This is a genomic window from Hymenobacter sp., assembly GCF_036387835.1.
In the GTDB taxonomy this organism is placed as follows: Bacteria; Bacteroidota; Bacteroidia; order Cytophagales; family Hymenobacteraceae; genus Hymenobacter.
On record NZ_DASVSY010000073.1, the window covers coordinates 19,542 to 33,819 of the forward strand.

Sequence of the window (14,278 nt, forward strand, 5' to 3'; positions counted from 1 at the left end):
CGGTTTGCATGTGGTGCGGCCGTCAGCAACGAAGTGCGCAGCAAACGCTTCGTGCTACAGTCTCCGACGCTATGCAACTAGGCCAATCGTTCAACGCCGAGACGCAAAGTATTGCGTCTCTACAGGCATTTCACCAGCTTAAAATTGCTGTAGTTGCGGAATAGGCCTTGCTGCATACAGGTCCTGAGGTGGCGTGAGGCGGTGCGCAGTGGGGCGGGCAGCCGCATCGAGCAGTTGCATGGTGTGCAGGTCGAGAGCCGGTAGGAACGGGAAGGGCGTGTTGGTGCGCACGGCCTCGGCAAAGGCTTCCACCTGCCGCTGAAAAGGTGACGCCTCCTGGTCGAAGGAAACTTCCTCGGTGGTACCGTCGGGGCGGGTGAGCGTGAGGGAACCGCCGGGCGTTTGGCCCATAGTGTTCAAAGCCAGCGCCCGGCCTTTGTCGCCGATAACTTCCAGCGTCCGGCGCGGATAGGCATCCGGACAGTTGTAGGCCACCGTGTGCGAAACCAAAACGCCGCTGGCGGTACGGGCTATCAACACAGCACCATCATCCACCGGATAGTCGTGAATGCGCTGTTGGGTGAGGGCGGCTACCTCCGTCAGGGCTTCGCCGAGCAGCACCTGCGCCAGATCGAGGCCGTGGGGGGCCAAGTCGATCATGGCGCCGCCGCCGGCTTCGTGGGCGTCGATGCGCCAGTTGCGGTAGGTGCCGTGGTCGGTGTCGGGAGCCCAGTCGGCGGGGGTCCAGCAGGCGTAGTGCAGGCGCAGACAGGTGATGCGACCTAGCGTACCGGCTTGTATGAGTTCGCGCAGGCGCTGATGGGCCGGGTGAAAGCGCTGATCGAAGGCAGTCGCCAATAGGGTACCGTGCGTTTCGGCAGCGGCCAGCATGTCGGCGGCTTCGGTTGCGGTGCGAGCCAGTGGCTTTTCGCAGAGCACCGGCAAACCTGCCGCCGCCAGCACCGCAGCTACGCGGGCGTGGCTAGCGTTGGGAGTAGCCACGTACACGGCCTGCAAGCCGGGCGTACGCACAAAATCAGCCAGTTCCGCCGTGCGATAAAGCTGGCTGTCATGGGCTATGAATTCGGCCAAGGCTCGCTCGTTGAGGTCGCAAAGCGCCACCAGCCGCCCGTTGGCAGAGGCTTGTATAGCAGGTGCCACGTAGTCGCGGGCCACCCAGCCGCAGCCTACTATTCCCCAATTCACCTTCGCAGTAGCATCTAAATTTTGCAAGAATAAAGTGATTTGATTGTTTGGGCAGGGAGCCTCACCTTGTATCTACAGTAAAGCCGCTGGTTGTTGGCTATTAGCTTTTCAGGCCGCTAGAATGGGAGACGATTCCCGCTCCCGGAGAGAAGACTTCTGGCAACAGTCCTGCGGCGCCAAGCACCTGCTGATGAAAGGTTTGCGTGAAGCCCGCGTGCACAATATTCAGGTCGTCGAGGGCTTGGTGCAAACGGAACCGAGCGCTTTGGTCATGCCAGGCCATTTCCAAGGTTCGGTCGAATACGTCGGCGGCGTGGAAGGCTTCGGCGGCGGGGCTGTCGAGGGTGCGGGTGCGGAGCAAGGCGGCCTCGGTGGAATGACGCACTGATGGAGGTAACTGCGTTAGGGTTAGGGCAGTGGCTTGGTGCATGAGGGTCGGCAAACGGTGACCGAGCAGCTCGTCGCCGGCGAAACCGGGGTCGGGCAGGGTGGCGTTGTGCAGGTGGTGCGCCAGGGCCGTGAGGAAAGCTTCCCCCGGTTTGGCGCTGAATATAGGACTCAGCAGCACCGCGTACACGGCCACCAAAGCACAGTGGTCGGCATGGCTTTCGGTGGGTATCAGCATGATGCGCGGCCGACCCGGGTGCGTGGCTCCGGCCCGGGGTTGAGCGGCCAATTGAGCCACAAAGGCCGGTGCAGCGGGTAGTAGCGTTTCCGTCGGACCGTCTAACGCTTCCATCACCAAAGCCGCTTGCAGTTCCGCTAACAGTGCAGGTGCGAGCGGGACGCCGGCACTCAGTAAGGCTTGTTGCAAGGTTGCTTCGGCCTCTTCCGCACTCATTCCCAAGCTAGTAAGCAAAGGCACGGTGTAGCCCGGCAAGCGCACGGCCACCAGCGCCCGCGCCGTTTCGCGCAAGGCGATGGTAGTGGCGTCTTCACCCGCCACCAACGCCTGCCAACTTCTGGCAAATAACTGCTCCGCCATCGAGCCCTCTACCCCCGCCACCTTTACGCGCTTAAGGTCGTTGAGCTCGCGCAGCAATGGCAGCAAGCGGGGTAAGTCGGCCAGCGTAGTTCCACCCGGAACCACGCTGGCCGTTTCGAGTACCGTTGCCAACGCTTACGCCTCGTTCTGTGCTACCACCGAATCCGAGGTTACGGCCGCCCGGGTTGCTGTTGTTTCTGCCAGCCAGGCCAGCAGCGCAAGTTGCTGCTTCTCGAAGGCGTGTTCCGGCTGCCGGCCATACTCCGACACCATAGGTGACTTAAAGAATACGCCGAGCGCCTCAATCACGCCTCCTTCTTGCCGCCGATTAGCCAAGTTCAGCAGGCGAGCCAGCTCTAGCACCAAAGGAGCGGCTAGAATAGAGTCGCGGCACAGGAAATTGACTTTAACCTGCATCTTCTGACCCATAAAGCCCACTAAATCAATATTATCCCACGCTTCCTTGTTATCGCCGCGGGGCTTGTAATAATGAATATGCACCAAGTGGCTGCCCACCTGATAGCCAAGGATGTCGTCGAGCACTGACCCCTTAGTGGTGATTTTAGAAGCCAACGATTCAGGACTGGCTAAGGCCTCGCCGTCGCGGTTGCCTAGAATATTGGTGGAAAACCACCCATCGACTACCAGGTTGCGAGCCTTGAAAGCGGGAGCCAGCACGGTCTTCATAAAGGTTTGGCCGGTTTTGCCGTCTTTGCCTGTTACGGGCACGCTCCGCTCGCGGGCTAGTTGGTGCAGGGCCGGCGCGTCGGCCGCGGCCGAGGGCGTGAAGTTGGCGTAGGGCGCTTTTTCTAGAATGGCCGCGTAGGCATACAGCATGGCCGGCGGAATCCGCTCGTCGTTGGCGGCAACAGCCGCTTCGAATGCGGCCGGCGTAGCAAAAATAGCGGCGCTCAGGTCGGGGGCGGCTTCGGTGGAAGCCAGGTGAATCACCACCACATCATCTAACTCCTGTTCTTGGCGGAAGCGGCGCAAATCAGCGCGGATGGCCTCCACGGCCGCCGCCGAATCGCAAGCTGCTACTAGGTGGGTGCCGGTCACGTTGCGGCAGTAGCGCACGTTGCCCACGGCGGGCCACGGCTGAATAGCGCTTAGCTCTACTTCGGCCGCCGCCAGCTGCTCTGGTTCCAGCACGCGATGGTGACGGGCGGCAGTAGCTAAGTCAGCGGAGCTAAGGTCCCATCCGCCGAACACCAGGTTCTGGTAACGGGCTAACTGGGAAGTAAGCTCGGCTGGTAAATCAGCCAGGGGCAAACCGGTGGTGTCCATGGCTTCGGCGCGCAGAAGGGCTACGCCCGCAATGGCTGTAGTAGCCACCGCGCCGCCTAGCCCCACAATGGCTACGCCGAGTCGCGTTGGCACCTCGGAGGGGTGAGGCCGTTGGGAATTTTGGTTGAAAAGTGTGGTAGAAGAGACCATATAAAATAAAGGGGAATAAATTGTGAAAAGCGCAGCCTCCCGCTTAACGGGTTGGGAATTCGGAACAGGTGATGATTACAAATGTTCTGGCTATCCTACAATCACGCCCTAATTTTATTAGTAAATAATTTACAAGCTCAACAGTGTTGAAGGCCTATCATCGCGCTTATTGATGAGCTTTCCTCACATCGTACTAGCCGTGTTAGTTATCTAAATATGCAGTATAATCACATTTCACTTACTCTATACTGCAGGTAGGCCCCTTGTCTATGTGCCTGCCAGTTTGCACACGCTGCTAACTGCCGCAGCACAGTTTGTATCGCTCACCATAGGGGCCTCACTCCTAGCCCCTCTTTCGTAGAAAGGGCGACTAGCTGCTAGCTTTTTTAGAACTGGCGTTTCAAACCAGTACCTCTCTCTACGGAAGAGGCGGCTAGCCAGTGAGGCGCACGTCTCGGCGCCCGCACCAACCCGCCGATTTTGCTCAACGACGAGACGCAAAGAGGCGTCTCGACACCGTGCGGTGATTTCCAACACTTAACGCAAATAGCCTCTTAACATTTCCGCCTCAACTTGATGAAAAAGCCAACTGAGCTGCCGCGGCCGACCCCCTAAGAATCGCTCCGCATAACCTCCCAATCCACTGGCAGCGCCTTCTCGCAGCGCTAGTTGCGTAAGCTTATCTTCCACCTGCCCAGCTCCTCCGAATTGGAAATCAATTTGTGTCTGGTAGGCTCCCGACGCGGCTACTTTGGCGGCCAGTGCAGCCGGAGCCACCGCTACCGCTGCCTCTTGCAGCATCGGGGGCAACTCCGCGGCCGGTACGGCCTCCGGCTGCCGAATAATGTAAGGGGTGTCGCGGTACCAGAGTACAGGCAACGGGCCCGCTGCCTGCCGCACGGCCCGAATGGTGTGCAAATGGTCGACGTGGTTGCCTAAGCCCTGTGGGGCAAACAGTACCGCCGGCCGAACCGCCTTCAGCTCAGCTACCAGCAACTCAGTTAGCTGCTGCCAGATACCATCGGTCGGCAAAATTCCCGCGAACAAAGTCGGCCCACTTTCATAGCCGCGGTGCGGGGCTTCGGGCAGGTTCAGCCAACGCACTACCTGCGCGCCCAAGTGGGCGGCAGCGGCGGTGTCTTCTGTGCGCCGCAAGGCCATATAATCCACCTCCGGCGCCAAGCCTTTGTCGGTTTGGCAAGCCAGGGCGAAGCCAGTAGGGTTGGGAACCGAGCGGGTGAAGGCTGTAACCAACACGCACTCCCACCCGGCGGCTACCAGCGTTGCCAGCGTACCACCGCAGGAAAAAGCCACGTCATCAAGGTGCGGCGACACGAAAAGGGCAGTAGGCATAAAAAGAATTCTAGAGTAAGGCGGCACCCGAAGCGCTGCTTCGCAATGCTGTTGTTAAAGCAAATGCGGCACGGCACGGTAGCGGCAGGGCGCGGGGGCAGTGGTGTCTTCGCGCCAGCTTACGTCGGGGGCGGTGCCGCGCAGCTGCTGGTATACAGCAGCAATCTGGCTGGTTACAACTGGCCAGGCATACTTCTCGCGGACTTCAGCTAAAGCCCTTTCCGCTAAACGATTGCGCAGGCTTTCGTCGTCAAGCAGGCGGCGCAGAGCGTTGGTGAGGGCCGGTACGTCGCCGGGCGGATGCAGCAGGCCATTGTCGGCGTCGCGCAAACAGTCTACTACGCCCACGGCGGCTCCGCCTACTACGGGTAGGCCGCTGCTCATTGCTTCGAGAATGGTGTTGGAGAATCCCTCGGCGTACGTGGGCGACACAAACACGTCGGCGCGGTGGTAGATGGCGGGCACGGCATCGTAGTCGACGTAGCCGGCTAGTTCCACTTGCGCCCCCCACGGCGCCGCGGCTACCTGTTGGCGCACCTCCTCGTAGTCGGGGCCAATGCCCGAGATAAGCAGTTGCAAGTTCGGTCGCTCGGGGGCTAGTTCCCCGAAAGCCGCCAGCAGATCGAGCACGCCTTTGCGCCGGTCTACGCGGCCGTGGTAAAGCAGCGTGGGTTGGGCCGGTTTGCGCCACTGCCCGGCCTGCCAGCCCGGCGCCGGACGGAAACGTTCGACGTCTACCGCGCCGGGCACGATGGTGAACCGGTCAGCGGCGGTGCCGTGGTTATCTATCACCTCCTCCGCAAACGACTCACAGCCAATCAGAACTGCGCCTGCATGATCGAGCACGGTGCGGATAGCTTGTTGGTGGGTGTTGCAGCAGTCCACCCCCACCCAATGCCCGTCGCCGCCCTGAATAGATACCACATTGGGTACGCCTAAGCGCCGGCTGGCCAGCAGCGCCACCAAGCCGGGCGGATAGCCATATTGGGCATGAATTACATCGAACGGAGTTTCGGCGTGGGTGCGCAGCACGGCGGCCAGCAACGTGTTGATGTCGTCTTCGAACCGCCCACCATTTTGCTCGCCGAGCGCCTCAAACCCAAGCACGCGCACCCCCGGCACCGGCGGAGGCGGTCCGCCCCCGTACACGCCCCGGCCTTGCGCGTCGCCGCGGTACTGCGAAATCATGGTCACCTGATAACCAAGGGCTACCAACTCGCGCAGCAGGTTTTGCGCGTAAACACTCATCCCAGAGATGGCCGGGAAGTAACGGCGGGAGATAAAACAAATATGCACAGGGGGTGATGGTTGATTGTTAGTTGTTGGTAGTTGATTGGCAGTTGTTGCTGGTTGGGGCGGAACGGAACGGCTCTACCGCAGCCAACCACTTGCCGTAAGTTGTTGTTACTACAAAACACGCTGCCTTGCGAAGTTAGCGCCACTTACTGCCGTGATAAGGCTACGCAACCTGCGCTGTTTTGGCTGCTGTGGAGCTACGCTTGTTCCGCCCCCAACCAGCAACAACCGCTAATCAACTACCAACAACCAGCAACCAACCACCAACTTGGCAGTTCCGGGCGGTGGGCGTACCTTTGAACTTATGGAAACGCAAGCCCCAACCCTGACCCAAGACACCGCCATCTTCGACCTGATTCAGCGCGAGAAAGAGCGGCAGACGCACGGTATTGAACTGATTGCCTCCGAGAACTACGTTTCGGAGCAGGTGATGCGGGCACAGGGCTCCATCCTCACCAATAAATACGCCGAGGGCCTACCCGGCAAGCGCTACTACGGCGGCTGCGAAATCGTTGACCAGATCGAGCAGTTAGCCATCGACCGGGCCAAGGAGTTGTTTGGCGTCGAATGGGTGAACGTACAGCCGCACTCCGGCGCGCAAGCCAATGCGGCCGTCATGCTGGCCATCCTCAACCCCGGCGACAAAATCCTTGGCTTCGACCTGAGCCACGGCGGCCACCTCACCCACGGCTCGCCCGTCAACTTCTCGGGTAAGCTCTACCAGCCTAGCTTCTATGGCGTGGAACCCGAAACCGGCCTCATCGATTGGGAGAAGGTAAAAGAAACCGCTCGCCGCGAGTTGCCCAAGCTTATCATCTGCGGCGCCTCGGCCTACTCCCGCGACTGGAACTACCAGGCCTTGCGCGAAGCCGCCGACGAAGTAGGCGCCCTGTTGCTAGCCGACATTTCGCACCCTAGCGGTCTGATTGCCAAAGGCTTGCTCAACAATCCTTTCGACTATTGCCACATCGTCACGACGACCACGCACAAAACCTTGCGGGGTCCGCGCGGCGGCCTCATCCTGTTAGGCAAAGACTTCGAGAATCCGTTTAACTTGAAAACGCCGAAAGGGGAACTGCGCATGATGTCGGCGCTGCTCGACTCGGGCGTATTCCCCGGCACGCAGGGCGGCCCGCTAGAGCACGTTATCGGCGCTAAAGCCGTAGCGTTCGGTGAATGCCTGAGCGACGCCTACACCGAATACACGCAGCAGGTGATTCGCAACGCGCAGGCGCTGGCCAAAGGCTTTATTGACCGGGGCTACGAAATCATTTCGGGCGGCACCGATAACCACCTCATGCTGATTGACTTGCGCAGCAAGGGCCTCACCGGCAAGCTGGCCGAAAACACCCTCATCAAGGCCGATATCACCATCAATAAAAACATGGTGCCCTTCGACGACAAGTCGCCTTTCGTGACCAGCGGCATGCGTATCGGCTCGGCCGCCGTTACAACCCGCGGCCTGCGCGAAACCGACATGGCCCGCATCGTCGACTTGATTGACGACGTACTGATGCACCACGCCGACGAAACTTACTTGCTGCGCGTGCGCAGCCAAGTAAACGAGTGGATGCAGCAGTTTCCGCTCTTCGCATAATATCGAGTGAATGAGTGAATGAGCGAATGAGTGCACGTTAAATTAGCAGAGCAGCATCCTGTCTCGGCTGGTTTTCGTTTGTTCTTCACTCCCTTGCCCCTTCACTCATTTACTCATTCACTCAGTCACTCCCTCGTGGATCAACAACATCTTTCTTCCGGGCACCCCGTGATGGGGCAACAGCAGGAAATGTCTTTTATCGACCATCTGGAGGCCTTGCGGTGGCATATCATCCGCTCGGCCATCTCGATAGTTGTGTTTGCTACCGCTGCCTTCTTTGCCAAAGATTTCCTGTTTCACGACCTGATTCTGGGGCCCTCCCGCCCCGATTTCTGGACCTACCAAGCCTTCTGCCGCTTAGGCCAGTGGGTGGGCGCCCCGGAAATGTGCATGGATAAAATTGGCTTTGTGATTCAGAACCGCGAAATGAGCGGGCAGCTTACCATGCACATCAGCACCTCGTTTATGGTGGGCATTGTGCTGGCGTTTCCTTACACGTTCTGGGAGCTCTGGCGCTTTATCAAGCCCGGCCTCTACCCTCACGAACAGGCGAATTCACGCGGGGCGGTATTTTTCGTCTCCATCCTGTTCATGATTGGACTGCTGTTCGGCTATTACATTGCGGCGCCGCTGAGTATCAACTTCTTGGCGTCGTATCAGATAGATGCTACCATTGAAAACCAGATCGACATGCAGAGCTACATCAGTACGCTCACCACGATGTCGGTTTCCTGTGCTTTCGTGTTTGAGTTGCCGATGATTGTGTTCTTCCTGGCGAAGGCTGGCCTCGTGACGCCCGAAATCATGCGCCTTTACCGTAAGCACGCCATTGTGGTCATCCTCATCATTGCAGCCGTCATCACGCCCCCTGATATTTCAGCCCAGATTATCGTCACGATTCCTATCGTGTTACTCTACGAGCTTAGCATCAACATTGCCCGCGTTGTGACCCGCAACCGGACCCAGATGCTAAACGACCGGCTTGCTCAAAATGGCGGGGTTAGTTAACTGACAGAAGCAATCCTTGAAATGCGGGGAATACGAGAAAAGTGAAGCGCCGTAGCTGCCACTTTTCTCGTATTCCCCGCATTTTTGTGCTGCCTTACTTAACTTGCCAACCATCCCTTTCCTTTACCCATTCTCCTTCTACGATGGACACCATTGCCCTCGGCTCCGACCACGCTGGTTTCGACTACAAGCAAATGCTAGCCCAATGGCTGCGCAACAATGGGTACGAAGTCCGCGACTTTGGCACCTATTCTCCCGCCTCCGTAGACTACCCCGATTTCGTGCATCCGCTGGCCGAAGCCATCACCAAGGGCGAATTGGAACGCGGTATTTTAGTATGCGGCTCTGCCAACGGCGTGTGCATTACGGCCAATAAACACAGCGGTATCCGGGCGGCTATTGCCTGGGAACCAGAGCTAGCCTCCCTAGCCCGCCAGCACAACGACGCCAACATTTTGTGCGTACCCGCCCGCTTCATCACAGAGGATAACGCCCGCCTCATTGCCAATCAATTTTTAAATACTGCCTTCGAAGGCGGCCGCCACCAAACCCGGGTAGATAAGATTAATTGTTGATTGTTGATTGTTGATTGTTTAACAAAAACAATAGGCTAACAATCAGCTATTTAACAATCAACAATCATTTCAACCGATACACGCGGGGCGTGTTGGTTGGTTGGTAGCGGCCAAAGATGGCGGGCACTTTGTATTGCAGCTCCTCAAGGCGGTTGGTTTGGTCGATAAGGACGGTGGGCGGTGCTGGCTTGAGGTTGCGGGCCAGGCGGTAGACCGCAGCGTATTGGCTAAGATGGCCGAAATCAACTTGAGCTAGGCGCCAGTCGAGGTAGGGTGAGCCAATGGAGTTGGTGAGATAAGGACGCAAATCAGCACCGAGCACCAGCAGACGCTGCCCCCGTAGGTTGGCATACAGCGGGTTGGGCTGCATGGCGTAGCGGGCTTCGGCAGGTAAGCGCAGGAGCCCTTCTAACCCTAGCAGCTGCCGGTAGCGCAAGCCAGCCACGCAGCCCAGTAGCACCAGAAATAGCATTTCTGTTACCCAAGGCCGGGCAGCTTTTTGCCACAGAAAAAAGCTAAAGTAGGTGAGCGGCGGCAACAGTAGCCCCAAGGTGCCGGGTGCCGTACCCCGACCGGCAGCCATCATGAGCACAGCTACCAACAGCCACACCAGCATCAGCTGCTGAAACTTCACCTGGAATACCAAGCCCAGAGAAGTGGTAAACGAACGAGCTAGCGCCAGCAGCAGCACGGCGCCTGGTAGAATCAGCAGATACCACTGCATGGACAGCGGCAAGCCGTCGGCTCCCATTACGAGGCCGCTTAGAGTAGGGCGCAGATGAAACTGCCGGAAGGCGGGCAGCGCATCATTATAGAGGAAGAACGTGGCCACCACCGCGTACGGAAATCCGAAACCGCAGAGCAGCAGCAAAAAGCTTCGAAACGAGTTGGCGGCAAACGCAATAACGGCGAACAGGCCCACCAGCAGAAACAACGCCAGCGGCAGGTAACAGAGGGCGGCCACGCCAATCAGAAACCCAGCCCGAAACAGGCGGCGGTTGTCGTAGCCCTCGCGGGAGGTAGGCAACAACGCACTGAAGCTCAGAACGATAAAGGTATGCCCTATCAGCAACGGCGACAGGGTGTCGAGGTCAGTTGTGACACTTGCCAGTACCAAGTACGTGAGAGCCGCCAGATAGCCCCGCTCGGGGTGTACATCGGCCCGATTAAGTACAAAGTTCAACCGCAGGGCTTGCGCTAACAGCAACGCCAGCGCTAGAATTCGGTACAGCCACAAGGGCCGCGAGGCCACCACATCAAGGGCCGCAAACAAGGCCGCCGCCAGCGGCGCGGTAGCATCGTACAGGTCGCGGTAGAGCAGGCCGCCGGCGTGCAGTCGTTCGCCAATAAGCATGGCCCGCAACTCGGCTACGGTGAGGGGTACGCCTAGCCACAGCAATGGCAGCCGCAGGGCCAGCACCACTAGCAGCAGCATTACCAGGCGAGTAGGCAGCGGACTTTTAAAGAATTGAAGCACTGTTTAAGAGAAGACTGGTAATTCGGCAACAAAGAGAAGATTACAAGGTAAAGCTACGCTCATCTTTGTAGTTGCGTATGCTACGTTTGCGCCGTTCTTGTTCTTGCGCTTGGCTGTGGCGTCCGGTCCTCGTCTTAGTTGCTTGCTCCTCCCTCTCCCCTTGTTGCCTGCCACCTTTTCACCTGTCACCTAATCACCTACCTTTGCAGTTCTTATGGAAAGTAAACGACAGCAAAAAGTATCGAGCCTGTTACAGCAGGAGCTAGCCACCGTGTTTCAGCGCGACTTACCGCACCTGTTTCCGGGCCTCGCGCCGGGCATAGCAGGCGTGCGTGTTTCCCCCGACTTAGGGGTGGCCCGCGTTTACCTGAGTCAGCTTTTAGCCCGCGAAGGCAGCGGCCAGGAAATGCTTGACTTAGTGCACGACAACCAGAAGCAGATCCGCCAGGCCCTAGCCAAGCGCATTCGCCAGCAGCTCCGCGTCGTGCCCGACCTAGTGTTTTTCCTCGACGATTCGGCCGCTTACGCCGCCAAGATGGACCAGGTGTTCAACCAGCTCGACATCCCGGCCGCCGAGCCCGAAGCCGATGAACAGCCCGACACGGAGGCCCCCAAACGCCCCAAACTCTACGACAGTGAATAAAAGTGAGGTTGTGAATTTGTGAGTTTGTGGTTGTTCGGCATCCCAAATTCTCATCTTGCTGGCTTTTCACAACTTCTCAATTTCACAAATTCACCTTTTACCTTGCATTACGACCCCATAAAACGCTCTTTGGGCGAGGTCTTCAACCGCACTCCGTTTCTGCGGCGCCTGTTCTATCATCTGCTCGATCTGCTGCTGCTACGCACCTGGCACGTACACCGGGAGCTACGCCACTGGATGAAAGGCCGCACCACCGAAAACATCAACATTCTGGATGCCGGCTCCGGCTACGGGCAGTACACCTACTGGCTGTCGGGCATGAGCGCGAAGTGGCATATTCTGGCCGTTGATGTGAAAGACGAACAGATTGCCGATTCCAACCAGTTCTTCCGCCAGATTGGGCGCACCAACGTGCAGTTTGCCGTGCAAGATCTGGTGCTCTACCAAGAGCCCAACACCTTCGATATGGCCTTAGCAGTAGATGTTATGGAGCATATTCTGGAAGACGTAGAAGTGTTCCGCAATATTCACGCTTCGCTTAAGGATGGGGGCATGCTGCTCATTTCCACCCCCTCCGATCAAGGCGGCTCCGATGTGCACTCCGACGACGAAACCAGCTTTATTGAAGAGCATGTGCGCGACGGCTACAACATCCACGAGATTCAGCAGAAGCTACGTACCGCTGGCTTCGAGCGCATAGAGGCGCAGTACAGCTACGGCGAGCCGGGCCAGGTATCGTGGCGGCTAAGCATGAAGTACCCCATTCTGATGCTAGGCAAATCGAAACTATTTTTTATTCTGCTGCCGTTCTACTACCTCGTCACGTTCCCGTTCTGCCTGCTCCTGAACTGGCTCGATGCCAACACCAAGCACGACACTGGCACCGGCCTCATCGTGAAAGCCTGGAAATAGACCTTTTACGCCGAGCGGCGTATCTTGGAGCGCCGCATCTTCTGTAACTTTCCTGTCCCGATGGCCGATCAACCCGAATTCGTACAAGTCCTGGAGAAGCTGCTCACTCGGCTTGATACCCAAACGATTATCAACGAGCGGGTTGCCGCACGGCTGGATTCTCAACAAGCTTCCATTGATAAGCTGGCTACTACTCTCGAAACGGTAGTGACGGTGCAGTATAAGATGCTCGACCAAATGCAGCTTATGTACGAGGAGCAGCAGCAAACCAACCGGGAGCAGCAGGCGTTCAACGAGCGGCAAGAGAAGTTCAATGAGCGGCAGGAGGAAACGGATGCCATTCTATTGTCGGAACTGCGTGAAATCAAGGCTGATTTGCGGGAGATGAAAACGGTGGTTCTTACCGACCATGAGGAACGCCTGCGCCGCCTCGAAGAATTTATGCGCCGCGCCAGTTAATAGTAGTATATCCTTCGTCACCAGCTAATTCCCCACCCGCACGCCCCGCATGGACGTTCCCTTGCTCATTGCCCGGCGTTATTTTCTCTCGAAGAAGAAGCGCAACATCATCAGCATCATTTCCAATATCTCCATGATTGGCGTGGCGGTTGGCACGATGGCGCTGGTTATCGTGCTGTCGGTTTTCAACGGGCTCGAAGACTTAGTACGCACCCTCTACGGCAAGTCGGACCCCGATTTGCTGGTGACGGCCTTGCAAGGCAAGTCGTTCCCGATAAACACCAAAATGCTCGAAGACTTGCGGCGCTTGCCGGGCGTAGGGCTTGTTACTGAGGTGATTGAAGACAATGCTCTTCTTCAATACCACGACCGCCAGATGGTGGTGAAGATGAAGGGCGTTTCGGAAAACTACTACACGCAAAGCCGCATCGACTCGGCCATTGTGGAGGGCGACCATCGGCTACTGCGCAGCGGCAGCGAGCCGTATGCGCTACTAGGTGCCGGCGTACAACACGAGCTAAGCATTGCGCTCAACAACCGCCTGGCGCCGCTGCACCTCCTTTACCCACGCAATACCGGCAAGAAAACGCTGTCGATGAATCCTGAAAATGCCTTCACCGAGCAGAGTATTCTGGCGGGCGGCGTCTTCCTGATCGAGCAGCACATGGACGACAGCTACATCTTCGTGCCGCTCGACTTCGCCCAAAGCCTGCTGCAGTACGGCAACCGGCGTACCGCCCTGGAACTAAACGTGGGCGATGAGCACGATATCCAGGAAGTGAAGGTGCTGGTTAAAAAACAGCTCGGTTCTCAATTTCGCGTCCTCGACTCCGACGAGCAGCACGTAAGCCTGCTGAAAGCCATTAAGGTGGAGAAGATGTTTGTGTTTATCACCTTCGCTTTCATTTTGCTGATTGCCTCACTTAACATTTTCTTCTCGCTCTCGATGCTGGTTATCGACAAGCGTAAGGACGTGGCTATTCTGCTGGCTATGGGCGCTACGCCCCTTAACATCCGGCGTATTTTCCTGCTTGAAGGTGCCATTGTAGCCTTGGTTGGTGCCGTCACGGGCATATCGTTGGGCGTGGGCATCTGCTGGATGCAGCAAACCTTTCACATCGTGAGTATGGGTATGGCAACCAGTGTAGTTGACTCTTATCCGGTGAAGATGCAGTTCTCGGATATTGCCCTAACCGGAATAGCCATCGTCTTTATCACGCTCACCGTTTCTATTCGGCCAGCTTTGAACGCGGCGAAACTAGACGTTCGGGAGAATTTATAACATTTCATAGGCAAAAGCAGTAGCTTAGATCCTGGAACACATTTCAGG

13 protein-coding genes are annotated in these 14,278 nt (G+C 57.6%); 7 read left to right on the forward strand and 6 right to left on the reverse strand.

Annotation, left to right across the window (positions count from 1 at the left end):
• Positions 1 to 138 precede the first annotated feature (138 nt).
• From VF639_RS13875 to VF639_RS13895, 5 genes are all read right to left on the reverse strand, one after another.
• Complete coding sequence (locus VF639_RS13875; protein ID WP_331146514.1) at positions 139 to 1,233, reverse strand: Gfo/Idh/MocA family protein; 1,095 nt, start codon at positions 1,231 to 1,233, stop codon at positions 139 to 141.
• 73 nt (positions 1,234 to 1,306) lie between these two features.
• Positions 1,307 to 2,323 carry a hypothetical protein gene (locus VF639_RS13880; RefSeq protein ID WP_331146515.1) on the reverse strand — a complete coding sequence of 339 codons (1,017 nt, stop codon included), beginning with the start codon at positions 2,321 to 2,323 and terminating at the stop codon, positions 1,307 to 1,309.
• 3 nt (positions 2,324 to 2,326) lie between these two features.
• The gene (locus VF639_RS13885) at positions 2,327 to 3,628 is read right to left on the reverse strand and encodes an inositol-3-phosphate synthase (protein ID WP_331146516.1); all 1,302 of its coding nucleotides are present in this window, start codon (positions 3,626 to 3,628) and stop codon (positions 2,327 to 2,329) included.
• Between the two features lie 537 nt (positions 3,629 to 4,165).
• Positions 4,166 to 4,981 carry a PIG-L deacetylase family protein gene (locus VF639_RS13890; protein WP_331146517.1) on the reverse strand — a complete coding sequence of 272 codons (816 nt, stop codon included), beginning with the start codon at positions 4,979 to 4,981 and terminating at the stop codon, positions 4,166 to 4,168.
• A gap of 54 nt (positions 4,982 to 5,035) precedes the next feature.
• Positions 5,036 to 6,277, reverse strand: a complete 1,242-nt coding sequence (locus VF639_RS13895) for a glycosyltransferase family 4 protein (RefSeq protein ID WP_331146518.1) — start codon at positions 6,275 to 6,277, stop codon at positions 5,036 to 5,038.
• Between the two features lie 304 nt (positions 6,278 to 6,581).
• On the opposite strand from VF639_RS13895, the gene VF639_RS13900 reads away from it, so the two are divergent.
• From VF639_RS13900 to rpiB, 3 genes are all read left to right on the forward strand, one after another.
• Positions 6,582 to 7,874, forward strand: a complete 1,293-nt coding sequence (locus VF639_RS13900) for a serine hydroxymethyltransferase (protein ID WP_331146519.1) — start codon at positions 6,582 to 6,584, stop codon at positions 7,872 to 7,874.
• A 135-nt stretch (positions 7,875 to 8,009) separates the two neighbouring features.
• The gene (gene tatC, locus VF639_RS13905; RefSeq protein WP_331146520.1) at positions 8,010 to 8,882 is read left to right on the forward strand and encodes a twin-arginine translocase subunit TatC; all 873 of its coding nucleotides are present in this window, start codon (positions 8,010 to 8,012) and stop codon (positions 8,880 to 8,882) included.
• Positions 8,883 to 9,025: 143 nt separating this feature from the next.
• Entirely contained in the window at positions 9,026 to 9,457 is a 432-nt protein-coding gene (rpiB, locus tag VF639_RS13910; protein ID WP_331146521.1) for a ribose 5-phosphate isomerase B, read from the forward strand.
• A 64-nt stretch (positions 9,458 to 9,521) separates the two neighbouring features.
• Here rpiB and VF639_RS13915 read toward each other — a convergent pair whose 3' ends face one another.
• Positions 9,522 to 10,934: a hypothetical protein gene (locus VF639_RS13915; protein WP_331146522.1), complete on the reverse strand. Its 1,413-nt coding sequence runs from the start codon at positions 10,932 to 10,934 to the stop codon at positions 9,522 to 9,524.
• A gap of 214 nt (positions 10,935 to 11,148) precedes the next feature.
• On the opposite strand from VF639_RS13915, the gene rbfA reads away from it, so the two are divergent.
• The 4 genes from rbfA to VF639_RS13935 all read left to right on the forward strand — a co-directional run bounded on the left by rbfA (position 11,149) and on the right by VF639_RS13935 (position 14,230).
• Positions 11,149 to 11,577, forward strand: a complete 429-nt coding sequence (rbfA, locus tag VF639_RS13920; RefSeq protein ID WP_331146523.1) for a 30S ribosome-binding factor RbfA — start codon at positions 11,149 to 11,151, stop codon at positions 11,575 to 11,577.
• Between the two features lie 102 nt (positions 11,578 to 11,679).
• Positions 11,680 to 12,489, forward strand: a complete 810-nt coding sequence (locus VF639_RS13925; RefSeq protein WP_331146524.1) for a class I SAM-dependent methyltransferase — start codon at positions 11,680 to 11,682, stop codon at positions 12,487 to 12,489.
• A gap of 60 nt (positions 12,490 to 12,549) precedes the next feature.
• Positions 12,550 to 12,948 (forward strand): hypothetical protein, encoded by a 399-nt coding sequence (locus VF639_RS13930; RefSeq protein ID WP_331146525.1) that lies wholly within the window; start codon positions 12,550 to 12,552, stop codon positions 12,946 to 12,948.
• Between the two features lie 49 nt (positions 12,949 to 12,997).
• Complete coding sequence (locus VF639_RS13935) at positions 12,998 to 14,230, forward strand: FtsX-like permease family protein (protein WP_331146526.1); 1,233 nt, start codon at positions 12,998 to 13,000, stop codon at positions 14,228 to 14,230.
• Positions 14,231 to 14,278 lie beyond the last annotated feature (48 nt).

Excerpts from the sequence above, each read along its gene's own strand:
- VF639_RS13885 (WP_331146516.1), bottom strand. The coding sequence starts at position 3,628 with ATGGTCTCTTCTACCACACTTTTCAACCAAAATTCCCAACGGCCTCAC.
- VF639_RS13890 (WP_331146517.1), bottom strand. The coding sequence starts at position 4,981 with ATGCCTACTGCCCTTTTCGTGTCGCCGCACCTTGATGACGTGGCTTTT.
- VF639_RS13900 (WP_331146519.1), top strand. The coding sequence starts at position 6,582 with ATGGAAACGCAAGCCCCAACCCTGACCCAAGACACCGCCATCTTCGAC.
- rpiB (WP_331146521.1), top strand. The coding sequence starts at position 9,026 with ATGGACACCATTGCCCTCGGCTCCGACCACGCTGGTTTCGACTACAAG.
- rbfA (WP_331146523.1), top strand. The coding sequence starts at position 11,149 with ATGGAAAGTAAACGACAGCAAAAAGTATCGAGCCTGTTACAGCAGGAG.
- VF639_RS13930 (WP_331146525.1), top strand. The coding sequence starts at position 12,550 with ATGGCCGATCAACCCGAATTCGTACAAGTCCTGGAGAAGCTGCTCACT.
- VF639_RS13935 (WP_331146526.1), top strand. The coding sequence starts at position 12,998 with ATGGACGTTCCCTTGCTCATTGCCCGGCGTTATTTTCTCTCGAAGAAG.